16 protein-coding genes, 3 rRNA genes and 1 riboswitch are annotated in these 23,697 nt (G+C 67.6%); of the genes, 5 read left to right on the top strand and 14 right to left on the bottom strand.

From position 1 onward, the window contains the following. Positions 1 to 416: 416 nt before the first annotated feature. Both PZB77_RS27430 and PZB77_RS27425 read left to right on the top strand, forming a co-directional pair. Entirely contained in the window at positions 417 to 1,007 is a 591-nt protein-coding gene (locus tag PZB77_RS27430; RefSeq protein ID WP_275495307.1) for a hypothetical protein, read from the top strand. Positions 1,008 to 1,445: 438 nt separating this feature from the next. Then, on the top strand, positions 1,446 to 1,652 hold the full coding sequence (locus PZB77_RS27425) for a DUF5999 family protein (protein ID WP_275495306.1): 207 nt from the start codon (positions 1,446 to 1,448) through the stop codon (positions 1,650 to 1,652). Positions 1,653 to 1,767: 115 nt separating this feature from the next. Here the strand turns inward: PZB77_RS27425 and gcvP are convergent, their stop codons facing one another. Continuing rightward, positions 1,768 to 4,653, bottom strand: a complete 2,886-nt coding sequence (gene gcvP / locus PZB77_RS27420) for an aminomethyl-transferring glycine dehydrogenase (protein ID WP_275495305.1) — start codon at positions 4,651 to 4,653, stop codon at positions 1,768 to 1,770. A 190-nt stretch (positions 4,654 to 4,843) separates the two neighbouring features. Continuing rightward, positions 4,844 to 4,940, bottom strand: a riboswitch (glycine riboswitch). A 133-nt stretch (positions 4,941 to 5,073) separates the two neighbouring features. On the opposite strand from gcvP, the gene PZB77_RS27415 reads away from it, so the two are divergent. Continuing rightward, positions 5,074 to 5,445 (top strand): PRC-barrel domain-containing protein, encoded by a 372-nt coding sequence (locus PZB77_RS27415; RefSeq protein WP_275495304.1) that lies wholly within the window; start codon positions 5,074 to 5,076, stop codon positions 5,443 to 5,445. On the opposite strand, the gene PZB77_RS27410 is transcribed toward PZB77_RS27415, so the two are convergent. The 13 genes from PZB77_RS27410 to PZB77_RS27350 all read right to left on the bottom strand — a co-directional run bounded on the left by PZB77_RS27410 (position 5,367) and on the right by PZB77_RS27350 (position 20,752). After that, positions 5,367 to 6,905, bottom strand: coding sequence for a DNA polymerase IV (locus tag PZB77_RS27410; RefSeq protein ID WP_275495303.1), 1,539 nt, complete (start codon positions 6,903 to 6,905; stop codon positions 5,367 to 5,369). The genes PZB77_RS27415 and PZB77_RS27410 overlap by 79 nt on opposite strands. Positions 6,906 to 7,020: 115 nt before the next feature. Further along, on the bottom strand, positions 7,021 to 7,638 hold the full coding sequence (locus tag PZB77_RS27405; RefSeq protein WP_275495302.1) for a MerR family transcriptional regulator: 618 nt from the start codon (positions 7,636 to 7,638) through the stop codon (positions 7,021 to 7,023). Between the two features lie 169 nt (positions 7,639 to 7,807). Beyond that, entirely contained in the window at positions 7,808 to 8,281 is a 474-nt protein-coding gene (locus tag PZB77_RS27400) for a bifunctional nuclease family protein (protein ID WP_266702124.1), read from the bottom strand. Between the two features lie 53 nt (positions 8,282 to 8,334). After that, positions 8,335 to 9,075 carry a MerR family transcriptional regulator gene (locus PZB77_RS27395; RefSeq protein WP_275495301.1) on the bottom strand — a complete coding sequence of 247 codons (741 nt, stop codon included), beginning with the start codon at positions 9,073 to 9,075 and terminating at the stop codon, positions 8,335 to 8,337. A 41-nt stretch (positions 9,076 to 9,116) separates the two neighbouring features. Further along, positions 9,117 to 9,881 (bottom strand): FHA domain-containing protein, encoded by a 765-nt coding sequence (locus PZB77_RS27390; RefSeq protein WP_275495300.1) that lies wholly within the window; start codon positions 9,879 to 9,881, stop codon positions 9,117 to 9,119. A 202-nt stretch (positions 9,882 to 10,083) separates the two neighbouring features. Next, on the bottom strand, positions 10,084 to 10,887 hold the full coding sequence (locus tag PZB77_RS27385) for a DUF881 domain-containing protein (RefSeq protein ID WP_275495299.1): 804 nt from the start codon (positions 10,885 to 10,887) through the stop codon (positions 10,084 to 10,086). A gap of 5 nt (positions 10,888 to 10,892) precedes the next feature. Beyond that, complete coding sequence (locus PZB77_RS27380; RefSeq protein WP_031069011.1) at positions 10,893 to 11,225, bottom strand: small basic family protein; 333 nt, start codon at positions 11,223 to 11,225, stop codon at positions 10,893 to 10,895. Then, positions 11,222 to 12,142, bottom strand: coding sequence for a DUF881 domain-containing protein (locus PZB77_RS27375; RefSeq protein ID WP_275495297.1), 921 nt, complete (start codon positions 12,140 to 12,142; stop codon positions 11,222 to 11,224). The genes PZB77_RS27380 and PZB77_RS27375 overlap by 4 nt, the downstream gene beginning before the upstream one ends. Positions 12,143 to 12,252: 110 nt before the next feature. Then, the gene (locus PZB77_RS27370) at positions 12,253 to 14,748 is read right to left on the bottom strand and encodes a mannose-1-phosphate guanyltransferase (protein ID WP_275495296.1); all 2,496 of its coding nucleotides are present in this window, start codon (positions 14,746 to 14,748) and stop codon (positions 12,253 to 12,255) included. Positions 14,749 to 14,858: 110 nt separating this feature from the next. After that, on the bottom strand, positions 14,859 to 15,467 hold the full coding sequence (locus tag PZB77_RS27365) for a CDP-alcohol phosphatidyltransferase family protein (protein ID WP_275495295.1): 609 nt from the start codon (positions 15,465 to 15,467) through the stop codon (positions 14,859 to 14,861). 148 nt (positions 15,468 to 15,615) lie between these two features. Beyond that, positions 15,616 to 15,732, bottom strand: a 5S ribosomal RNA gene (gene rrf / locus PZB77_RS27360). A 74-nt stretch (positions 15,733 to 15,806) separates the two neighbouring features. Then, positions 15,807 to 18,932 (bottom strand): 23S ribosomal RNA (locus PZB77_RS27355). A gap of 294 nt (positions 18,933 to 19,226) precedes the next feature. Further along, positions 19,227 to 20,752, bottom strand: a 16S ribosomal RNA gene (locus PZB77_RS27350). The 16S, 23S and 5S rRNA genes sit together here, the layout of an rRNA operon. Before the next feature lie 706 nt (positions 20,753 to 21,458). On the opposite strand from PZB77_RS27350, the gene PZB77_RS27345 reads away from it, so the two are divergent. Continuing rightward, positions 21,459 to 21,908, top strand: a complete 450-nt coding sequence (locus tag PZB77_RS27345; protein ID WP_275495294.1) for a PTS glucose transporter subunit IIA — start codon at positions 21,459 to 21,461, stop codon at positions 21,906 to 21,908. A 71-nt stretch (positions 21,909 to 21,979) separates the two neighbouring features. After that, on the top strand, positions 21,980 to 23,650 hold the full coding sequence (gene ptsP, locus PZB77_RS27340) for a phosphoenolpyruvate--protein phosphotransferase (RefSeq protein WP_275495293.1): 1,671 nt from the start codon (positions 21,980 to 21,982) through the stop codon (positions 23,648 to 23,650). Positions 23,651 to 23,697: the final 47 nt, after the last annotated feature.

Raw genomic sequence — 23,697 nt, 5'->3', positions numbered from 1 at the left:
AACGCCTGCGGAAGCGTTCGGCAGCGGATAGGCTGGGTCCGCGAGTCCGTCGGGCACATTCCGTTGGCATGAGGCATCCGGCTCATTCTGGGTCGTCTTCCCTCCGAACGGTGAAGGAAACACCGATCCTTTTGAGCCGACCGCGAAATGTGAATGCTCGCAGGCGAAGGCCCGGGAGTGCGTCGCGAATCACCAGAAAATGCGCGTCTCAAAGACGCGAAACGCCCTTGCGCGTCATACGACCGACAGCTAGTGGAAACACCGGGCGAACACTTGTCATATAAACTTCGGTTGTCGAGGCCGATAGTCGACGTGTCCAGTCGTCGACCGGCCTCCTTCTGACGTCACGCCCGCCGACAGCGCCGTCTGCACCCAGCCACGCATCACCGTGTCTCCGAAGCGAGAGGCGACCCACCATGCCGCTGCATGTTCCTCCGGCCCCCGCGCCCGCACTGCGCTGCGTTCTCGCGGCACTCGGTTCTCCCAGCGCGGTCCGCGAAGCACGTACGCCCGCTCTGCGCTCCGTCCAGGGACCTCTGACCCCCGAACTGCCCCTGCCCGTCCACGTTCTCGACCGGGCGACCACCGACAGACCCGCACCGGCGACCAGGCTCGCCGGCTGGCGGTTCCTGATCCGCGCCGAGTCGGGGATCGTCGCCGCGGCCGAGACCGTCCTCACCGCGGACGGCTGGACCTTCTCGCACTTCTTCGAGGGCCCTTACCTCGCGTCGACCGAACGCGCCCTGCGGCAGGCCGAGTCGACGGCCACGCTCCACCAGCCGCGGCTCCTCTCCGTACCCGACCTCTACATGCTCACGCTCTGGCTGCACGGTGACACCGGCGCCGACCCCACCTCCGGCACGGTCGCGCCCAACGACATACTCGTCCCCCTCGCGCCCGCTCCGACGGGAATCGCCGCCCACCGTCCCTACCGTGCGGCGGACCTGCTCCCCGTCCTCTCCCTGCGCATGGCCCCCCGTACGGGGCCCCTCGTCGGTTCGGCCTGACCCCGCACGCACCCGCCGGACCGCCCGGGGCGTCCGGCGGGTCGCGGTTCCACCGGTGGACGGACCGCCTCCGCGGCGCCCGCGGGACACGCCCCGGTCCAGCCGCGGTCGTGCGCCGGTCGCCGACCGGCTCGACCGGGGGCGCGGCCTCACGCACGGCCGGCCCGCGCCGGGCGCGCGTTTTCGCACGCCCGCGCGCCCGGCGCACACCCTGACGACGAGTCCTCATGGCCCTTTGGGACTATCCCGGACCACCCGAAAAGGCGGGTGCGGCCCGGCGGACCGTCCGGGCGGGTGGAGCGGGAAACCAGCTGAGGCGAAATCCCTGCGGAACGGGGCGTGTGGCGCAACACTGAGACCGACCGGCCCTTGTGAAAGCGTCGTTCCGTACGCGCCCGCACCCCGCGTCCACCACTCGACACAGCGAAAGAACCTTCCATGTGCCAGCATCAGCCCCCCTGCCCCACCGCCGACTCAGCCGCCCGGGAGGCCGCCCGGCTCGTGGCGCACCACCCCGAGCAGGGCTGGAGCCTCCTCTGCAACGGCGTCCTGCTCTTCGAGGACACCGGCGAACTGCTCCCGGACGGACAGATCATCGCCCCGCACCGCCCCCTGGTCGCCGGCCGTGTGGTGAAGGCCGCCTGAGCGCGGCGGTACGAAGCAGGGGCCGGCCCGGAGAGATCTCTCCGAACCGGCCCCGACGCATGTCCGGGTGTCCACGTGTCGCGGTCGACCGGACACGCCGGCCCCCGTGCGCCCGTCAGTGGTCGTAGGCGTCCAGCGGCGGGCAGGAGCAGACCAGGTTGCGGTCACCGAAGGCGCCGTCGATACGGCGCACCGGCGGCCAGTACTTGTCGGCGGCCGAGACGCCGGCCGGGAAGACGGCCACGGCGCGGCTGTAGGAGTGGTTCCACTCCCCGCCCAGCGCGTTGGCGGTGTGCGGGGCGTTGGCCAGCGGGTTGTCGTCCGCGCTCCACTCCCCCGACGCGACCTTCTCGATCTCGCCGCGGATCGCGATCATCGCGTCGCAGAACCGGTCGATCTCGGCGAGGTCCTCGCTCTCGGTCGGCTCGATCATCAGTGTGCCGGCGACCGGGAAGGACATGGTCGGCGAGTGGAAGCCGTAGTCGATCAGCCGCTTGGCGACGTCGTCGATGCTGACGCCCGTCTCCTTCGAGATCGACCGCAGGTCGACGATGCACTCGTGCGCGACCAGGCCCGCCGGGCCGGTGTACAGGATCGGGAAGTGCGGCTCCAGCCGCTTGGCGATGTAGTTCGCGGCGAGCACGGCGACCTGGGTGGCGCGCTTCAGGCCCTCCCCGCCCATCAGCCGGACGTACGCCCAGGAGATCGGCAGGATGCTGGCCGAGCCCCAGGGGGCGGCGGAGATCGGGCCGACGCCCGTCTCCGGACCGGCGGCGGGCTGGAGCGGGTGGTTGGGCAGGTACGGCGCGAGGTGCGCGCGCACGCCGACCGGGCCGACGCCGGGGCCGCCACCGCCGTGCGGGATGCAGAAGGTCTTGTGCAGGTTCAGGTGCGAGACGTCGCCGCCGAACTTGCCGGGCCGGGCAAGGCCGACCAGCGCGTTGAGGTTGGCTCCGTCGACGTACACCTGGCCGCCGGCGTCGTGCACCTCGCCGCAGATGTCGGCGACGTGCTCCTCGAAGACACCGTGCGTGGAGGGGTAGGTGATCATGAGCACGGCGAGCTCGTCGCGGTGCTTCTCGATCTTGGCGCGCAGGTCGTCGATGTCGACCTCGCCGTCGTCGGCGGTCTTCACCACGACGACCTTCATTCCGGCCATCACGGCGCTCGCCGCGTTGGTGCCGTGCGCGGAGGACGGGATGAGGCAGACGGTGCGCTGCTCGTCGCCGTTGGCACGGTGGTACGCGCGTACGGCCAGCAGACCGGCGAACTCGCCCTGCGAACCGGCGTTGGGCTGGATCGACACCGCGTCGTAGCCGGTGACCTCGGCGAGGCGCTCCTCCAGCTCACGGATGAGGGTGAGGTAGCCCTGGGCCTGCTCGGCGGGCGCGAAGGGGTGCAGCGAGCCGAACTCGGGCCAGGTGATCGGCTCCATCTCGGTGGTCGCGTTCAGCTTCATGGTGCAGGAGCCGAGCGGGATCATGCCGCGGTCGAGTGCGTAGTCGCGGTCGGCGAGCCGGCGCAGGTACCGCAGCATCGCCGTCTCCGAGCGGTGCTGGTGGAAGACCGGGTGGGTGAGGAAGTCGTCGGTGCGCAGCAGCGGCTCGGGGAGCGTGTCGGCGGCCGTGCCGTCGAGCACGTCTACGTCGCCCTGCGCGCCGAAGGCGGCCCAGACGGACGCCAGCTGGGCGCGGGTGGTCGTCTCGTCGCACGCGACGGAGACCCGGTCGGCGTCGACGAGGCGGAGGTTGACCCCGCGCTCGCGGGCGTCGGCGACGACCGCGGCGGCCCTGCCGGGGACGCGCACGGTCAGCGTGTCGAAGAAGGAGTCGTGCACCACGTCTCCTCCGGCGGCCCGCAGCCCCTCGGCGAGGATCACCGCGTAGCGGTGGGTGCGCCGGGCGATCGTCCGCAGGCCGTCGGCGCCGTGGTAGACGGCGTACATCCCGGCCATCACGGCGAGCAGGACCTGGGCGGTGCAGATGTTGCTGGTGGCCTTCTCGCGGCGGATGTGCTGCTCGCGGGTCTGGAGGGCCAGTCGGTACGCCTTGTCGCCGTCCGCGTCCACCGAGACGCCGACCAGGCGGCCGGGGAGCGAGCGGGCGAACTTCTCCCGTACGGCCATGAAGCCGGCGTGCGGCCCGCCGAAGCCCATGGGAACGCCGAAGCGCTGGGTGGTGCCGACCGCGATGTCGGCGCCGAGGTCGCCCGGGGAGGTGAGCAGGGTGAGGGCCAGCAGGTCGGCGGCGACGGTGACGACCGCGCCGAGCTCGTGGGCGCGCTCGATCACCGGGGCGAGGTCGCGTACGGCCCCGGAGGCGCCCGGGTACTGGAGCAGGACGCCGAAGACACCGCGCTCGGCGATCCCGGCCGGGATCCCGTCGGTGAGGTCGGCGACGACCACCTCCACGCCGGTCGGCTCGGCGCGGGTCTCGATCACCGCGACGGTCTGCGGGAGGGTGTCGGCGTCCACGAGGAAGACGCCGTCCTTGACCTTGCCGACCCGCCGCGCCAGCGCCATGGCCTCGGCCGCGGCGGTGCCCTCGTCGAGCAGTGAGGCGCCGGAGGTGGGCAGCCCGGTAAGCTCGGCGACCATGGTCTGGAAGTTCAGCAGGGCTTCCAGCCGGCCCTGCGAGATTTCCGGCTGGTAGGGCGTGTACGCCGTGTACCAGGCGGGGTTCTCCAGCACGTTGCGCAGGATGACCGGGGGCGTGAAGGTGCCGTAGTAGCCGAGCCCGATCATCGGGGCGACGACCTGGTTGCGGTCCGCGAGCGTCCGCAACTCGGCCAGTACCTCCGCCTCGGTGCGCGCCGCCGGAAGGTCGAGCGCCTCGGCGCTCTTGATCACGTCGGGCACCGCCGCAGCGGTGAGCTCGTCGAGCGAGCCGTAGCCGACCTGCGCGAGCATCTTCGCCCGGGCCTCGCCGTCCGGCCCGATGTGGCGCTGTTCGAAGGGAATGCCCTGTTCCAGCTGGGAAAGCGGGGTGCGGCGGGGGGTCATGGTGGAGGCCTCCTGGTCTGCACGACCTGCGAGGGGCACCGCGGCGCGGCTGCCCGAACGGCCTCCCCCTCTGTCATCTCGACCTGAGAGCTTCACCGGTACGCCTCGCGGAGCACCGGCTTTCACCGTCGGTGAGGGTGGGCCGCACCGGGCACGTGCCGGGTGGGACCGCCCTGCTTTCCAGAGTGACCTCGTCCGTGCGGTACGGGGGCCTGAGAGATTCCGGGGAGGATTTGCTCCTTCGGCGCCTCCGGATTCCGCACCGGAGGCTCTCCCGCACGGGGTCGGCAGCCATGTGCCAGCTTACCAGCGGGGTTCTCCGCCGCTTCTTCGAGTGGCCGATATCCGGAATCTGCACTTCTGTAGTGGCTGTGGAGTGATTGTGTCCATCCCCAGTTGCCGTGACCAGCGGGAGGCACCGTGCAGACCGACATCGATCCGCGCAGCCTGATCGGCCGCAAGGCATTCGACCGCGAGGGCGTCAAGATCGGCACGGTGGACGAGGTCTACCTCGACGACGCCACCGGGGTCCCCGAGTGGGCCGCCGTCCGCACCGGGCTCTTCAGCAGGGACGCCTTCGTCCCGCTGGAACCGAGCGAGTTCACCGGCGACACCCTGCGCGTCCCCTTCGACCGCGCGCTGATCCGCGACGCGCCCGACTTCGGCGTCGGCCGGCATCTCTCTCCCGAGCAGGAACTCCAGCTGTACCGGCATTACGGACTCGACTCCTCCTCCGTGACCGATCCGGGCCCGGACAGGGACTTCGGCAGGCTGGCCGGCCAGGAGGAGTAGTCCACCGGCCCGGCCACCAGCGGCAGCGGATCGGCCGGGTGCAGGTCGGGGTCGTCCACCCGGAACGTGCGCACCCGGCCGGGCGGGTCCCCCGGGCGCTCGAACCGCACGGTGACCCGGCCGACGCCGCTGCCCTGCACCCAGCCGTGTCCGTACGTCCCGTGCCGGACGTCGTGCCCCGCGGGCCAGCGTCGCGCGGCCCGCTCGGCGGCCTCGTCGGCACGCGCGTCCGGGGACGGGGCGGCGGGGCGGTCCGCACCCTCCACGGGCTCCTCCAGCGGCTCCCGGGGACCGGTCCCGGCCGACCCGGCGGCTTCCGCCACAGGGGCGGCCTCCGTGCCGGGGAGCGTCCCGGACACCGGCAGGGCCGCCCGTTCGGCCTCGGCCTCGGCGGCCTGTGCGAAGAGGTCCTCCTGCGTGTAGTCGGCCAGGCCCGTGACGCCGACCCCCAGCAGCCGGACGCCACCGGTGGTGTCCACCCCCTCCAGGAGGCGTGCGGCGGCCACACGGACGACCCCGGGGTCGTCCGTGGGCCCGCGGAGCGTCTCGGAGCGGGTCAGGGTGGAGAAGTCGTACCTGCGTACCTTCAGCACCACGGTGCGTCCGGACCGTCCGGCCTTCCGCAGCCGTTCGACGCACCGGTTGGCCAGCCGCTCGACCTCGGCCCGCACCCGGTCCCGGTCGTGGAGGTCCACCTCGAAGGTGTCCTCGACGGAGACGGACTTGGCGTCGCGTTCGGCGACCACGGGCCGGTCGTCCCGGCCGAGCGCCATCCGGTACAGCGAGGCACCGTGGGCTCTGCCCACCAGCCGTACCAGCTCGTCCTCCCCCGCCTCGACGAGATCGCTCACCGTGCTCATCCCGGCCCTGCGGAGGTGGTCCCCCGTCGCCGGCCCCACCCCGGGCAGGGTGCGTACGGACATGGGTGCCAGCAGCTCCCGCTCGGTGCCCGGCTCGATGAGCACCAGTCCGTCCGGCTTCGCCTCCTCGGAGGCGATCTTCGCCAGCATCTTGGAGCCGGCGAGCCCCACGGACCCGCGCAGCCCCGTGACGGTCGAGATCGCCTCCCGCAGCCGCTCACCCGTGGCCCGGGCCGACGCGGAGTCGTCGGCGGTCCCCCCGGCTTCCAGGTCCACGAAGGCCTCGTCCAGACTGAGCGGTTCCACCAAGGGGGACAGCCCTCTCAGGAGCTCCATCACCTGCTCGCTGACGGCGCGGTACAGGGAGAAGCGCGGCATCAGATAGGCGGCGTTCGGAGCGAGTCTGCGCGCCTGGGCCGTCGGCATCGCCGAGTGCACGCCGAAGCGCCGGGCCTCGTACGAGGCGGTCGCCACGACGCCGCGCGGACCGACACCGCCCACCACGACCGGCTTGCCGCGCAGGCTGGGCTTGGCGGCCTGCTCGGCGGACGCGTAGAACGCGTCCATGTCGAGGTGGAGGATGGTGGGCGCGGATCTCACACCGCCGATGGTGCCCTACGCCACTGACAACGCCACCGCCCGGCACCCCGGTCGCGGGGTCCGGGGCGGTACTTCGCGGCTTTCCGGTGGAGAGGCGGGCCGTCGCCGCCCGGGTTCAGACGGCGCGGTTGCGGCGCCGGGCCAGCTCGTCGGTGGGGTTGTGACCGACCAGGGTCTCGCCCGTGTCCACCCGCTCCCCGTGCAGCTGCGACAGGGCCGTGTCCACGTCGCGCCACACCACCCCGACGGCGATGCCGAAGATGCCCTGGCCGCCCTGGAGGAGGTTCACGACCTCGTCCGGCGAGGAGCACTCGTAGACCGTCGCCCCGTCGCTCATCAGCGTCATGCGCTCGAGGTCCTGGAACCCCCGGGCCCGCAGGTGCTGCACCGTGGTGCGGATGTTCTGCAGCGCGACGCCCGTGTCCAGAAAGCGCTTCACGATCTTGAGCAGCACCACGTCCCGGAAACTGTAGAGACGCTGGGTGCCCGAGCCGTACGCCGGCCGGACGCTCGGTTCGACCAGTCCCGTGCGGGCCCAGTAGTCGAGCTGCCGGTAGGTGATGCCCGCCGCCGCACAGGCCGTCGGCCCCCGGTATCCGATGTCGTTCGCCCCTGGGACCCCGTCCGACACCGGGGCGACCGGGTGAACCGGTTGCCTGATGGTGTGGTCGGCCCCACTGCCGTGATGCGGATACGGCCCGCCCGCCGCCGCACCGTCGCCGCTGCTTCTCACGCCGACCTCCGTCCTTGACCTGCCCCCTCGAAGGTAGGCAGTCACCGGGGGTGCGTCAACGATCGCCACACTCGGCACGCCGAGTGATAATCACCCTGAGGGTGGTTTCCCGTGACGTCGGACCGGGAAGGGCTTCTCGAATGCGCGCCCGCCGACCGGTCCACCGGGGTCACTGGCTGTTGGTGCCGAAGTCCTCGGGCGAGATCTGGTCGAGGAACTCGCGGAACTTCTCGACCTCGTCCTCCTGCTCGTCCGGGATGGCGATCCCCGCGTCGTCGAGCACCCCGTCGCTGCCGTAGATCGGCGTCCCGGTGCGCAGCGCCAGCGCTATGGCGTCGGACGGCCGGGCACTGACCTCGACACCGCTGGCGAAGACCAGCTCCGCGTAGAAGATCCCGTCCCGGATGTCCGTGATCCTGACTTCGGTCAGCTCTTGGCCGACCGCGTCGAGGACATCCTTGAAGAGGTCATGGGTCAGCGGCCTGGCAGGGGCCATCCCCTGCTGGGCGAAGGCGATGGCCGTGGCCTCGCCGGGACCGATCCAGATGGGGAGGTACCGGTCGCCTCCCACTTCACGCAGGAGAACGATCGGTTGATTGGAGGGCATTTCCACCCGGACACCGACAACGTCGAGCTCGTTCACACAGCAACCCTAGGTCGTGCTCGCCATGTTTGGGTAGTCGGGCTCCGCCGAGGTCAGTGCGAACGCATGCGCAGGGCGGTCTGCACGAGTGCCGCGTGCAGCCGTACGGACAGCTCGGCGAGCTCCTGCGCGGTGGCCTCGGCACGCGCTCTGGTCTGCGGATTCCGGTGCCGGCGCAGGGGCGCCACCACCTGCTCGACCAGTCCGGCCTCCCGCTCGGCAGCGGCCCGCACGGCGCGCAGATGGCGCGGCTCCAGACCGAACCGGCCCAGGTCGTGGACGAGCTTGGCGACGTTCACCGCTTCGGCGTCGTACCCGCCCCCGGGCTCGGGCACGACGAGCCCGTAGGACTCCCATGCGGAGAGCTGCTCCTCGGACGCCCCGGTGACGGCCAGGAGCTCCGCACGCCCGATACGGGCCGCGGTGGGAGCCCCGGCCGCCCCGTCCCAGCAGTGGTCCGCCAGGTCCCTCTGGCCCCCCGGGGAGGGCAGGGCGGCCTGCTCTCCCCGGGCCAGGGCGTCGAGGTACTCCCGGATGACCTTCAGGGGGAGGTAGTGGTCCCGCTGCATGCGGAGGACCTGCGCGAGTTTCTCCACGTCCTCGGAACCGAACTTCCGGTATCCGGAAGGCGTCCGTTCGGGCTCGACGAGCCCTTCGGCTTCCAGGAAGCGGATCTTCGAGATCGTGACTTCGGGGAATTCTTCGCGCAGCTGCGCGAGCACCGCTCCGATGCTCATCGCACGCCGGTCCGCGGCGGTGCCGTTTCCGGCACCGCCCTGGGATGTTCGCAGCATGGGCCTTCCCGGGTTTCCCCCGGACACGGTCCGGGGCAGGGTCACACGCTCCGCTGGCTCGCGTAGAAGACCAGCCGGTACTTGCCGATCTGGACCTCGTCACCATTGGTCAGCGCGACGGAGTCGATGCGCTCACGGTTGACGTAGGTGCCGTTCAGGCTGCCGACGTCTCCCACGGTGAAGCTACCGTCCGCGCCCCGGCGGAACTCCACATGACGCCGCGACACGGTCACGTCGTCCAGGAAGATGTCGCTCTGCGGGTGGCGTCCGGCCGTCGTCAGATCGCTGTCCAGCAGGAAGCGGCTGCCGGAGTTGGGGCCGCGACGGACCACCAGGAGCGCGCTGCCCGCCGGCAGGGCGTCCACGGCCGCCTGCGCCTCGGGAGAGAGCGACGGCAGCATGGTCTGGCCGGTGACCTCCGCGTCGTACGCCTCCAGACCGGAGATGGAGATCGTCGACGTGGTCTCCGAGGCGCGCTCGGGGATGCCTCCCTTGAGGGGCGCGCCGCAGTTGGAGCAGAACCGGCTCGTCGCCGGATTGCGGTGACCGCACCGCGTGCAGAGGGCCACCCCGGCACCCGCCGGGGCGGGGTGGAACCCGGTGCTCGGCCCGGAGTCCGGGAAGCCTATGCCGGGAGCGCCCGACTGCGCTCCGGAGCCGCCGCCGGGGGTGGACACCTCGTCACGGAAGAGGGGACGCTCGGCGCCCTGGTCCTCGTCCTGGCCGTGCCGCGACGCGCGATGGCGGGCAGCACTGTTGCTGTCCTCGCGGGCGCTCTTTCCGAACAACTTCGCAAAAAACTTCACGGGCGATTCCCCTTGACCGACATAGACCCGCCCGTGGGGCAGGACGAACCCTGAATGAACACACCTGCCGACCCGGACACTCTCACAACGTCCGTATCCACCCGACAGTTTCCACCACGCACCGTGGATACGGTGCGGCGACCCCCCGTAACTCCGCACAGCCGCTCGGAGTTGCCCGGCACCTTGCCCCGCCGGTGGACCACTACGACGACGACCGAGCGTAGTCAGGCTGCTTCGCAGGTCGCAAGGCGTCCACCACAATGTCGTCGACCCGTTCCACCACCGCCGTCGCCTGCTCCTTCTCCAGCGTCTGGACCACCCCGCCCGGGATGTTGAGCGCCGGCTCCAGATCCTGGGGCCTGCCGATCACCTTGAACGCGTACGGCGCCCCGACCGCGTGTCCGTCGACCTTCACGGCTCCGGCCTCCCCGGAGAAGTACGTACTGGCGACCACCCGCACCCCGTTGACCTGGATGGCCTCGGCGCCGGCCGCGCGGAGCTCCTGGACGGCGTCCAGGAGCATGTCGGGGGCGACCGACGCGGTCGGGTCCTCGATGGTGAGCGTGATCCCCGGCCCGTGGGCCGCGACGGTACCCGCGAGGATACCCAGCTGCCGCTCCTTCTCCAGCGTCTGCTTGCGCGCCTCCTCGGCCTGGTCGGAACTGTTCTCCAGCTCCGTCAGCTGGGCGCCGAGACGCTGCTTCTCGTCCTCCAGCCGCTGGGTCCGGTCGTCGACCTCGTCGAGGATGCGGACCAGGTCCTCCTGGCGGGCGCCGCGCAGTGCGCTGTCGTCGTTGTTCGACCGGACCTGGATCGCCAGACCCAGTCCCAGTCCGAACAGCAGCAGCGCGACGACGAGTTGAGCGCGGGTCACCCGGGGCGGCCAGAGCCCGGCGCGCAGCCGCTGACGTCCGCTCAGCCGTCCTGGCTCGGGAGAGGGGGAGGCAGCGCTGTCCCGGCCCGGGCCGCCGGTGGTCGCCTCGGGAGGCATCTCTTCGTGGATCATCGGCGTCAGGCCCGGAAGACGTGCCGGCGGATGGCCGCGGCGTTGGAGAAGATCCGGATGCCCAGCACGACGACCACACCGGTCGACAACTGCGCGCCCACGCCGAGTTTGTCCCCGAGGAACACGATGAGCGCGGCCACCACGACGTTGGAGAGGAACGACACGACGAAGACCTTGTCCACGAAGATCCCGTCGAGCATCGCGCGCAGCCCGCCGAAGACCGCGTCGAGCGCGGCCACCACGGCGATCGGGAGGTAGGGCTCGACCACCGCCGGTACCTCGGGCCGGACGAACAGTCCGACCACGACTCCCACGACGAGGCCCAGTACGGCGATCACGATGTGTCCTTCCCAGTGTCTGCCGCACCACTGCCGGTGTCTGCGGCCTTCGGTTCTGCTGTGCGTACGATCAGGCTCGGCGCGACCGGGAGGCGTACCTCCTCCTGGGCGGACAGGCTCGTCCTGATGTCGAAGCCGTCGTGCAGGGCCTGGAGGTACTGGCCGTCCGCACTGGCCCGGAACCTCGCGGCCAGCTTCTTCCCGTCGCCCACGGCGAGCACCGTGTAGGGCGGAACGAGCGGCCTGTTGTCGACCAGTATGGCGTCACCGGCGGCGCGGATCGCCGAAAGCGCCGTCAGTCGCTGTCCGTTGACGGCGACGGCTTCCGCGCCGGACTCCCAGAGACCGTTCACGACACGTTGCATGTCCCGGTCCCGTACCCGGCCGGTGTCGGCGAAGCCGCTGGTGCCGCGCGGCCCGTCGGTCCCCTGATCCGTCTCGTCGGCGTCGTCCACGACGAGCTTCACCCCGGGTCCCTCGACGGGAGTGGCCCCGGAGAGCAGGGCGACCAGCTCCCCCTGGTCCCCGCCGTGCGGCAGCAGGGCCGCCCGCTGCCGCTCCCCGACGTCCGCCCGGAGCTCCTCCACCTCGTTCTCGAGGGAATCGGCCGCGTCGGTCTCACCGTCGATGCGGTCGATGAGTTCCTGGCGTTCCTTGGCGACGACCGGCGCGGAGACCCGGGCCTGTGCGGCGCCGAGGGTGACGACGAGGGCGATCAGTACGAGGCCGCCGGCCAGACCCAGCTTCGCCCGCAGTCTCCGGGGCAGCCCCGCGGTCCCGTCGCTCTCACGACGGGCCGCCGCCTCGGCGTACCCCTCGTCCAGGCTGTGGTCCATCACATGGGTCAGCAGCGACATGGAGGCGTCGGGGCGAGCGGACGGAGAGGAGGTGCTCCGTTCGGGGGGCAGCTGCGGCATGCCGCACATCGTCGCACGTCACCCCGGCTACCGCCGAATGGGCCTGACCACATGCGTCCGGGGAGCCGGCCGGTGTACGGCAGGCTCCCCGGACCGGGGTGGGAAGGAGATCAGTCCCCGGCGCTGTCGACGACCGCGGCCCACTCGTCCAGGAGCAGCTGCGCGGAGGCGTCGTCGGGTCCCTCGGCCCACAGGTGGGTGACGGCCTCGGCCGGGTCCGGCAGGACCATCACCCAGCGGCCGTCCGCCTCGACGACGCGGACGCCGTCGGTGGTGTCCACGTCCCGGTCGCCGGCGGCCTCGACGACCCGGCGCATCACGAGCCCCTTGACGGCCCAGGGCGTCGCCAGGTCGCGACGGAGCACATGGGCGCGCGGGATGCGGTCGTCGATCTGGCTGAGGGTGAGCTGGGTACGGGCGATCAGTCCGATCAGCCGGACGAAGGCGGCCGATCCGTCGAAGACGCTGCTGAACTCGGGGATGATGAATCCGCCGCGTCCGTCGCCGCCGAAGATCGTGTTCTCCTCACGGCCGACCCGTGTCAGGTCGTCGGGCGAGGTCGTCGTCCACTCCACCTGGGTGCCGTGGTACGCGGCCACCTGTTCGGCGACGCGCGTGGTCGTCACCGGCAGCGCCACCCGTCCGCTGCGCCGCTCGGCGGCGACCAGATCGAGCATGACCAGCAGCGCACGGTCGTCCTCGATGATCCTGCCGCGCTCGTCGACGAGCGAGAGCCGCTCACCGACCGGGTCGAAGCGCACGCCGAACGCGGCGCGCGCCGAGGAGACGATCTCGCCGAGCCGGACCAGTCCGGCCCTCCGGGTCTCGGCGGACTCGGTCGGCCGCGACTCGTCGAGTCCCGGGTTGATGGTGAGCGAGTCCACGCCGAGCCGTCCGAGCAGGCTGGGCAGGACGAGGCCCGCGCTCCCGTTGGAGGCGTCCACGACGACCTTGAGACCCGACTCGGCGATACCGGTCGTGTCGACGTTGCGCAGCAGCGAGCCCGTGTACGAGTCGAAGACGCTCGACGGGAAGTGCAGGTCCCCGATCTCGCCGGGGAAGGCCCTGCGGTACTCCTGGCGGGCGTAGACCCGGTCCAGCTTCCGCTGCTGTGCCTGCGAGAGGTCGGCGCCCCGCTCGTCGAAGAACATGATGTCGACGGAGTCGGGGACACCCGGAGACGTCCTGATCATGATGCCGCCGGCGCTTCCCCGGGCCGTCTGCTGACGGGCCACCGGGAGCGGGACGTTCTCCAGGTCACGGACGTCGATCGCGCTGGCCTGGAGCGCGGAGATGACGGCGCGCTTCAGTGCCCGCGCACCGCGCGAGTGGTCGCGCGCGGTCGTCACGGTCGACCCCTTCTTCAGGGTCGTCGCATAGGCGCCGGCGAGACGGACCGCGAGCTCCGGGGTGATCTCGACGTTCAGGATTCCGGAGACGCCGCGGGCTCCGAAGAGATGGGCCTGTCCGCGCGACTCCCAGATCACCGAGGTGTTGACGAAGGCACCGGCCTCGATGGTCTTGAAGGGGTAGACCCGTACGTTCCCCTGGATGATCGATTCTTCCCCGACGAGGCATTCGTCGCCGATGACGGCGCCGTCCTCGATCCGGGCGGCGCGCATGACATCGGTGTTCTTGCCGATCACGCAGCCGCGCAGGTTGCTGTGGGAGCCGATGAACACGTTGTCGTGGACCACGGCCCGGTGCAGGAAGGCGCCCGATTTGACGACGACGTTCGATCCGACGACGGTGTGCTCGCGGATTTCGGCGTCCGCCTCGATCTTGGCGTAGTCACCGATGTAGAGCGGGCCCCGCAGGATCGCGTCGGGGTGCACCTCGGCGCCTTCCGCCACCCACACGCCAGGGGCGATCTCGAAGCCGTCGAGTTCGACGTCGACCTTGCGCTCCAGGACGTCCGCCTGGGCCTTCACGTAGCTCTCGTGGGTGCCCACGTCCTCCCAGTAGCCCTCGGCGACATAGCCGTAGATCGGCTTGCCCTCCTTCATGAGCTGGGGGAAGACGTCACCGGACCAGTCCACGGAGGTGTCGGCCTGGACGTAGTCGAAGACCTCGGGCTCCATGACGTAGATGCCCGTGTTGACGGTGTCCGAGAAGACCTGGCCCCAGGTGGGCTTCTCCAGGAAGCGCTCGACCTGACCCTCCTCGTCCACGATCGTGATCCCGAATTCCAGGGGATTGGGAACGCGGGTCAAGCAGACGGTGACGAGTCCGCCCTTCTCCTTGTGGAAGGCGATCAGGTCGGTGAGGTCGAAGTCGGTCAGCGCGTCACCGGAAATGACGAGGAAGGTGTCGTCCTTCAGCGCTTCCTCGGCGTTCTTCACACTGCCCGCGGTGCCGAGTGGCTTCTCCTCATTGGCGTAGGTGAGCTCCATTCCGAGCTCTTCCCCGTCCCCGAAGTAGTTCTTGACGAGTGAGGCCAGGAACTGGACGGTCACCACGGTCTCGTTGAGCCCGTGCCGTTTCAGCAGTCGGAGCACGTGCTCCATGATCGGCCGGTTGGCCACAGGAAGAAGCGGCTTGGGCATGCTCGAGGTCATCGGGCGAAGGCGTGTGCCCTCGCCGCCAGCCATCACAACGGCCTTCATGTCGGAAACGTCCTCCTAGAGACGACGGTTAAGCCGACTAAGCCCGTCGGGCGGCATCGAATGACAACTGCCGCGGTCCGGCCACACTGCACGGCACCGCTTCAACGAGCTCAATCGGTTGCTGCGTCCGCCTTGATGATCCGGCGGACTTGAACCACATAGAGGAGTCCTGCCCACCAATACAGAGTTGTACCCCATCCGGCGAACGCCCATCCGAAAACTGTGGCCAACGTTTCAAGCCAACCACTTCCGTCGCTGAGCAGCAACAAGGGGAAGGCGTACATCAGGTTGAACGTTGCAGCTTTCCCGAGGAAGTTGACCTGGGGCGGCGGATAGCCGTGCCGGCGCAGGACGCCGACCATCACCAGGAGCATCAACTCCCGGGCCACGAGCGCCAGGGTGAGCCAGAGCGGCAGGATCTCCCGCCAGGTGAGCCCGACGAGGGTGGAGAGGATATAGAGCCGGTCGGCGGCCGGGTCCAGGAGCCGCCCCAGGCTGCTGATCTGATTCCACCGGCGGGCGAGCTTCCCGTCGAGGTAGTCGCTGATTCCGCTCAACGCGAGCACCAGAAACGCCCAGCCGTCGCTCTTCGGGCCGCCGAACTCCGGGCGGAGGATCAGCCACAGGAAAAGCGGTACCCCCACGAGGCGAGCCATGCTGAGGATGTTGGGGATGGTGAGGACCCGGTCCGTCTGAACCCGAGTCTCCTGGACCTCCACCCGGGGGCCTCCTGTGTGAAGAATGTGCCGATGATGCCCCCTGACCCTACCGTCAGCCACCGTGTACGAGTGCGGCAGGGGTCGGGGAAACACCCTGGAACGCAGAAGACCCCCGTGCCACAAGGCACGGGGGTCTCCCGGAAAAATTGTTCGGCGGCGTCCTACTCTCCCACAGGGTCCCCCCTGCAGTACCATCGGCGCTGAAAGGCTTAGCTTCCGGGTTCGGAATGTAACCGGGCGTTTCCCTAACGCAATGACCACCGAAACACTATGAAATCAACCAACCGGAAAAACACAGCGGATTGTTATTTCAGAACAACACAGTGGACGCGAGCAACTGAGGACAAGCCCTCGGCCTATTAGTACCAGTCAGCTCCACCCGTTACCGGGCTTCCACATCTGGCCTATCAACCCAGTCGTCTACTGGGAGCCTTAACCCCTCAAAGGGGGTGGGAATACTCATCTCGAAGCAGGCTTCCCGCTTAGATGCTTTCAGCGGTTATCCTTTCCGAACGTAGCCAACCAGCCATGCCCTTGGCAGGACAACTGGCACACCAGAGGTTCGTCCGTCCCGGTCCTCTCGTACTAGGGACAGCCCTTCTCAATATTCCTACGCGCACAGCGGATAGGGACCGAACTGTCTCACGACGTTCTAAACCCAGCTCGCGTACCGCTTTAATGGGCGAACAGCCCAACCCTTGGGACCGACTCCAGCCCCAGGATGCGACGAGCCGACATCGAGGTGCCAAACCATCCCGTCGATATGGACTCTTGGGGAAGATCAGCCTGTTATCCCCGGGGTACCTTTTATCCGTTGAGCGACAGCGCTTCCACAAGCCACTGCCGGATCACTAGTCCCGACTTTCGTCCCTGCTCGACCCGTCGGTCTCACAGTCAAGCTCCCTTGTGCACTTACACTCAACACCTGATTACCAACCAGGCTGAGGGAACCTTTGGGCGCCTCCGTTACTCTTTAGGAGGCAACCGCCCCAGTTAAACTACCCATCAGACACTGTCCCTGATCCGGATCACGGACCGAGGTTAGACATCCAGCACGACCAGAGTGGTATTTCAACGGCGACTCCACAACCACTGGCGTGGCCGCTTCAAAGTCTCCCACCTATCCTACACAAGCCGAACCGAACACCAATATCAAACTGTAGTAAAGGTCCCGGGGTCTTTCCGTCCTGCTGCGCGAAACGAGCATCTTTACTCGTAGTGCAATTTCACCGGGCCTATGGTTGAGACAGTCGAGAAGTCGTTACGCCATTCGTGCAGGTCGGAACTTACCCGACAAGGAATTTCGCTACCTTAGGATGGTTATAGTTACCACCGCCGTTTACTGGCGCTTAAGTTCTCAGCTTCGCCGACCCGAAAGTCAGCTAACCGGTCCCCTTAACGTTCCAGCACCGGGCAGGCGTCAGTCCGTATACATCGCCTTACGGCTTCGCACGGACCTGTGTTTTTAGTAAACAGTCGCTTCTCGCTGGTCTCTGCGGCCACCCCCAGCTCATGGAGTAAATCCAATCACCAGTGATGGCCCCCCTTCTCCCGAAGTTACGGGGGCATTTTGCCGAGTTCCTTAACCATAGTTCACCCGAACGCCTCGGTATTCTCTACCTGACCACCTGAGTCGGTTTAGGGTACGGGCCGCCATGAAACTCGCTAGAGGCTTTTCTCGACAGCATAGGATCATCCACTTCGCCACAATCGGCTCGGCATCAGGTCTCAGCCTTAATGTGTGACGGATTTGCCTACCACACGGCCTACACCCTTACCCCGGGACAACCACCGCCCGGGCTGGACTACCTTCCTGCGTCACCCCATCGCTTACCTACTACAAGTCTGGTTCATCGGCTCCACCACTACCCTCAACTCCGAAGAGATCGGGCCGGCTTCACGGACTTAGCATCGCCTGATTCAGTACTGGGCGTTTCAAAGCGGGTACCGGAATATCAACCGGTTGTCCATCGACTACGCCTGTCGGCCTCGCCTTAGGTCCCGACTTACCCTGGGCAGATCAGCTTGACCCAGGAACCCTTAGTCAATCGGCGCACACGTTTCTCACGTGTGTATCGCTACTCATGCCTGCATTCTCACTCGTGAACCGTCCACAACTCGCTTCCGCGGCTGCTTCACCCGGCACACGACGCTCCCCTACCCATCCCAGCCCCCGTTGGGGGTATGTGCTGGAATGACACGACTTCGGCGGTACGCTTGAGCCCCGCTACATTGTCGGCGCGGAATCACTTGACCAGTGAGCTATTACGCACTCTTTCAAGGGTGGCTGCTTCTAAGCCAACCTCCTGGTTGTCTCTGCGACTCCACATCCTTTCCCACTTAGCGTACGCTTAGGGGCCTTAGTCGATGCTCTGGGCTGTTTCCCTCTCGACCATGGAGCTTATCCCCCACAGTCTCACTGCCGCGCTCTCACTTACCGGCATTCGGAGTTTGGCTAAGGTCAGTAACCCGTTGGGGCCCATCGCCTATCCAGTGCTCTACCTCCGGCAAGAAACACACGACGCTGCACCTAAATGCATTTCGGGGAGAACCAGCTATCACGGAGTTTGATTGGCCTTTCACCCCTAACCACAGGTCATCCCCCAGGTTTTCAACCCTGGTGGGTTCGGTCCTCCACGAAGTCTTACCTCCGCTTCAACCTGCCCATGGCTAGATCACTCCGCTTCGGGTCTAGAGCGTGCAACTCAATCGCCCTGTTCGGACTCGCTTTCGCTACGGCTTCCCCACACGGGTTAACCTCGCTACACACCGCTAACTCGCAGGCTCATTCTTCAAAAGGCACGCAGTCACGACTGCATGTGCAAGCACATACAGCGACGCTCCCACGGCTTGTAGGCACACGGTTTCAGGTACTATTTCACTCCGCTCCCGCGGTACTTTTCACCATTCCCTCACGGTACTATCCGCTATCGGTCACCAGGGAATATTTAGGCTTAGCGGGTGGTCCCGCCAGATTCACACGGGATTTCTCGGGCCCCGTGCTACTTGGGTGTCTCTCAAACGAGCCGTTGATGTTTCAGCTACGGGGGTCTTACCCTCTACGCCGGACCTTTCGCATGTCCTTCGCCTACATCAACGGTTTCTGACTCGTCTCACAGTCGGCAGACTATGAAAGAGAGATCCCACAACCCCGCATGCGCAACCCCTGCCGGGTATCACACACATACGGTTTGGCCTGTTCCAGTTTCGCTCGCCACTACTCCCGGAATCACGGTTGTTTTCTCTTCCTGAGGGTACTGAGATGTTTCACTTCCCCTCGTTCCCTCCACACTGCCTATGTGTTCAGCAGTGGGTGACAGCCCATGACGACTGCCGGGTTTCCCCATTCGGAAACCCCCGGATCAAAGCTAGGTTGACAGCTCCCCGGGGACTATCGTGGCCTCCCACGTCCTTCATCGGTTCCTGGTGCCAAGGCATCCACCGTGCGCCCTTAAAAACTTGGCCACAGATGCTCGCGTCCACTGTGCAGTTCTCAAACAACAACCAGCCACCCATCACCCCGACCCGAAGGCCGAGTTCACTGGGACCGGACTGAAGGCAGCCTTACGGCCGTACCCTCAGATACCCAACAACGTGCCCGACACAATCGATCCATCATTACTTTCCACGCCGAAGCAGTACTCGCAACAACCAACCAACCGTGCCGAATAGTCAACGTTCCACCCATGAGCTAACCACCGCCGAACATTTGCCGGCGTAGTGGCTCTGGACCCCTCGCAGGGTCTAGATGCTCCTTAGAAAGGAGGTGATCCAGCCGCACCTTCCGGTACGGCTACCTTGTTACGACTTCGTCCCAATCGCCAGTCCCACCTTCGACAGCTCCCTCCCACAAGGGGTTGGGCCACCGGCTTCGGGTGTTACCGACTTTCGTGACGTGACGGGCGGTGTGTACAAGGCCCGGGAACGTATTCACCGCAGCAATGCTGATCTGCGATTACTAGCAACTCCGACTTCATGGGGTCGAGTTGCAGACCCCAATCCGAACTGAGACCGGCTTTTTGAGATTCGCTCCGCCTCGCGGCATCGCAGCTCATTGTACCGGCCATTGTAGCACGTGTGCAGCCCAAGACATAAGGGGCATGATGACTTGACGTCGTCCCCACCTTCCTCCGAGTTGACCCCGGCAGTCTCCTGTGAGTCCCCATCACCCCGAAGGGCATGCTGGCAACACAGAACAAGGGTTGCGCTCGTTGCGGGACTTAACCCAACATCTCACGACACGAGCTGACGACAGCCATGCACCACCTGTATACCGACCACAAGGGGGGCACCATCTCTGATGCTTTCCGGTATATGTCAAGCCTTGGTAAGGTTCTTCGCGTTGCGTCGAATTAAGCCACATGCTCCGCTGCTTGTGCGGGCCCCCGTCAATTCCTTTGAGTTTTAGCCTTGCGGCCGTACTCCCCAGGCGGGGAACTTAATGCGTTAGCTGCGGCACCGACGACGTGGAATGTCGCCAACACCTAGTTCCCAACGTTTACGGCGTGGACTACCAGGGTATCTAATCCTGTTCGCTCCCCACGCTTTCGCTCCTCAGCGTCAGTAATGGCCCAGAGATCCGCCTTCGCCACCGGTGTTCCTCCTGATATCTGCGCATTTCACCGCTACACCAGGAATTCCGATCTCCCCTACCACACTCTAGCTAGCCCGTATCGAATGCAGACCCGGGGTTAAGCCCCGGGCTTTCACATCCGACGTGACAAGCCGCCTACGAGCTCTTTACGCCCAATAATTCCGGACAACGCTTGCGCCCTACGTATTACCGCGGCTGCTGGCACGTAGTTAGCCGGCGCTTCTTCTGCAGGTACCGTCACTTTCGCTTCTTCCCTGCTGAAAGAGGTTTACAACCCGAAGGCCGTCATCCCTCACGCGGCGTCGCTGCATCAGGCTTTCGCCCATTGTGCAATATTCCCCACTGCTGCCTCCCGTAGGAGTCTGGGCCGTGTCTCAGTCCCAGTGTGGCCGGTCGCCCTCTCAGGCCGGCTACCCGTCGTCGCCTTGGTAGGCCATTACCCCACCAACAAGCTGATAGGCCGCGGGCTCATCCTTCACCGCCGGAGCTTTTAACCCCGTCCCATGCGGGACAGAGTGTTATCCGGTATTAGACCCCGTTTCCAGGGCTTGTCCCAGAGTGAAGGGCAGATTGCCCACGTGTTACTCACCCGTTCGCCACTAATCCACCCCGAAAGGCTTCATCGTTCGACTTGCATGTGTTAAGCACGCCGCCAGCGTTCGTCCTGAGCCAGGATCAAACTCTCCGTGAATGTTTTCCCGTAATCGGGACCACAACACGAGAGCGGAACGACCAGGTCGGAATATGACCGGTCGTTCACAGCGTCCTCGCTGTTGTTGCCCACCGGACCGTTAAGTGCCGGCAGGACTTTTCAAAGGAACCACCAACCTGCCGAAGCAGGCCGGGGTATCAACATATCTGGCGTTGACTTTTGGCACGCTGTTGAGTTCTCAAGGAACGGACGCTTCCTTCGGTCCCGTTTCACCGGGGCCCTCCGGGCGCTTCCCTTCGTTCTTGCGTTTCCGACTCTATCAGACGCTTTCGTGTCTGTTTCCCGGTCGAAGCGGGAGGAACATTCTCGCTTTCCAGTTCTTCGCTTTCGCGTTTCCCTTTCCGGCGAGTCCGACTCTATCAGTCAATTCCTTTTCCTCCGACCCGGCCCCCGCAGACATGCGGAAGCCCGATCCGGGCAGGGTCTCGCTGGAGAGAGTCGCCGCCGGCCCCGGGACGTGACGTCGCGGTGGGGCCAGGCAGATCTACGACAGTACAGGCTCGCCAGGAGACGAGGCAAATCGCCCCGGGGCCCTCCGGTCCGCCGAACCTCGGCTGAACGCGACATCTTGGACTGAATCGGTACTTAACATGACTTACGCTGCTGAGAAGTGCGTCTCCCCACGCCCACACGCGGGGGTGGCCATCGAGCAGGCATGCCCCAGTTCCACCTTCCGGAGGCACCCATGACCCATGTGACGTCCCCCCTCAGTGGCCAGGCCATCGGCCTGGCGGCGGTCCCCGACCCGGTCTTCTCCGGCGCGATGGTGGGGCCCGGTACGGCCATCGATCCCGACCGGGTGCCGGGCGAGGCCCTCTCGCCGGTCGCCGGCGTGGTGGTCTCCCTGCATCCGCACGCGTTCGTGGTGGTCGACGGCGAGGGACACGGTGTACTGACGCACCTGGGGATCGACACCGTCCAGCTCAACGGCGAGGGGTTCGAGCTCCTCATCAACAAGGGGGACTCCGTCGAGCGCGGGCAGGCCATCGTGCGGTGGAACCCGGCCGACGTCGAGGCGAAGGGGAAGTCGCCCATCTGTCCCGTCGTGGCTCTGGAGGCGACGGCCGAGGCGCTCTCGGACGTCCAGGAGTCGGCGCCGGTGGAAGCGGGAGGCGCCCTCTTCGACTGGAGGTGACCCGTTGCACGGCGGGCCACTCGGAGATCGACCGCGGGGGTTCCCCCACCGCACAACCGGAGACGGGTGACATGGAGACAACGCTGCGAGGCGTCGGTGTGAGTCACGGGGTGGCCATCGGCGAAGTACGGCACATGGGCACGGCGGTTCTGGAACCGCCGGTCCGGCAGATTCCGCCGGAGGAGACGGACCGGGAGCAGGGGCGTGCCCGCCAGGCCGTGGAAGCCGTCGCGGCCGACCTGGTCGCACGCGGGAACCTTGCCGGCGGCGAGGCGCAAGGGGTGCTGGAAGCCCAGGCCATGATGGCGCGGGACCCCGAGCTGATGACCGACGTGGAGCGCCGCATCGCGGAGGGGAGCACCGCCGAGCGCGGTCTCTACGACGCCTTCGCCGCGTACCGCGCGCTCCTCGCGAACGCCGGGGAGTACCTCGCGGGACGCGTCGCCGACCTCGACGACGTACGGAACCGGATCGTGGCCCGGCTGCTCGGAGTTCCGATGCCGGGTGTGCCGGACAGTGACAGGCCGTACGTGCTCATCGCGCGGGATCTCGCGCCGGCGGACACCGCGCTCCTCGATCCGGCCCTGGTCCTCGGTTTCGTCACCGAGGAGGGCGGCCCGACCAGCCACAGCGCGATCCTCGCGCGGGCGCTCGGGGTGCCCGCCGTCGTCGCGCTGCCCGGGGCCGGTGAGCTGGCCGAGGGCGTGGTGGTGGCGGTCGACGGCGGGACCGGTGAGGTGTTCGTCGATCCCAGCGCGGAGAAGCGCGCCGCGATGGAGGAGTCCGCCGCCGCGCGCGAGGCGGCGCTCGCCGCCTCGACCGGACCGGGTGCCACGGCGGACGGGCACCCGATGCCGCTGCTGGCCAACATCGGCGGTCCCGGTGACCTGCCGGCGGCGATGCGGGCGGGCGCGGAGGGCATCGGGCTCTTCCGTACGGAGTTCCTCTTCCTGGACGACAGCGCGCGGGCTCCCTCCGAGGAGAAGCAGGTGGCGGCGTACCGCACTGTGCTGGAGGCGTTTCCGCAGGGACGGGTCGTCGTCCGGGTGCTGGACGCCGGGGCGGACAAGCCGCTGGCCTTCCTCACCCCCGCCGACGAGCCGAACCCGGCGCTCGGGGTGCGGGGGCTGCGGAGTCTGCTGGACCACCCCGAGGTCCTGCGCGGTCAGCTGACCTCGCTGGCCAGGGCCGCCCAGGGGCTGTCGGTCCAGTTGGAGGTGATGGCACCGATGGTCGCCGACCGGACGGACGCGAAGAACTTCGCCGACGCCTGCCGCGAGGCGGGGCTGCGGGCGAAGATCGGGGCGATGGTGGAGATCCCGTCCGCCGCGTTGCGGGCCCGATCGGTGCTGCAGGAGGTGGAGTTCCTCTCGCTGGGCACCAACGACCTGGCGCAGTACACCTTCGCGGCCGACCGGCAGGTGGGTGCGGTGTCCCGGCTGCAGGACCCGTGGCAGCCGGCGCTGCTGGATCTGGTGGCCATGTCGGCGGACGGCGCGCGGGCCGAGGGCAAGACCTGCGGCGTATGCGGAGAGGCCGCGGCCGATCCGCTGCTCGCCTGTGTGCTGACCGGGCTGGGGGTCACCTCCCTCTCGATGGGTGCGGCCTCGCTCCCCCACGTACGGGCGACGCTCGCGCGGTACACGCTGGCGCAGTGCGAACGGGCCGCGGCGGCGGCCCGCGCCGCGGACTCCGCCGAGGACGCGCGGAGCGCGGCGCGGGCGGTGCTGGAGGGCGCGTAGGAGCGATCGAGGACCTGGTAGCGAGGGCTTCCCGCCGCAGTGGCGGG

Source organism: Streptomyces sp. AM 2-1-1 (assembly GCF_029167645.1).
In the GTDB taxonomy this organism is placed as follows: Bacteria; Actinomycetota; Actinomycetes; order Streptomycetales; family Streptomycetaceae; genus Streptomyces.
The sequence above is the reverse complement of the archived record's forward strand: the minus strand, read 5'-3'. Positions and strand labels throughout refer to the sequence as shown.

Excerpts from the sequence above, each read along its gene's own strand:
- PZB77_RS27395 (WP_275495301.1), bottom strand. The coding sequence starts at position 9,075 with ATGCTGCGAACATCCCAGGGCGGTGCCGGAAACGGCACCGCCGCGGAC.
- ptsP (WP_275495293.1), top strand. The coding sequence starts at position 21,980 with ATGGAGACAACGCTGCGAGGCGTCGGTGTGAGTCACGGGGTGGCCATC.
- gcvP (WP_275495305.1), bottom strand. The coding sequence starts at position 4,653 with ATGACCCCCCGCCGCACCCCGCTTTCCCAGCTGGAACAGGGCATTCCC.
- PZB77_RS27425 (WP_275495306.1), top strand. The coding sequence starts at position 1,446 with ATGTGCCAGCATCAGCCCCCCTGCCCCACCGCCGACTCAGCCGCCCGG.
- PZB77_RS27430 (WP_275495307.1), top strand. The coding sequence starts at position 417 with ATGCCGCTGCATGTTCCTCCGGCCCCCGCGCCCGCACTGCGCTGCGTT.
- PZB77_RS27385 (WP_275495299.1), bottom strand. The coding sequence starts at position 10,887 with ATGATCCACGAAGAGATGCCTCCCGAGGCGACCACCGGCGGCCCGGGC.
- PZB77_RS27370 (WP_275495296.1), bottom strand. The coding sequence starts at position 14,748 with ATGAAGGCCGTTGTGATGGCTGGCGGCGAGGGCACACGCCTTCGCCCG.
- PZB77_RS27375 (WP_275495297.1), bottom strand. The coding sequence starts at position 12,142 with ATGCCGCAGCTGCCCCCCGAACGGAGCACCTCCTCTCCGTCCGCTCGC.
- PZB77_RS27345 (WP_275495294.1), top strand. The coding sequence starts at position 21,459 with ATGACCCATGTGACGTCCCCCCTCAGTGGCCAGGCCATCGGCCTGGCG.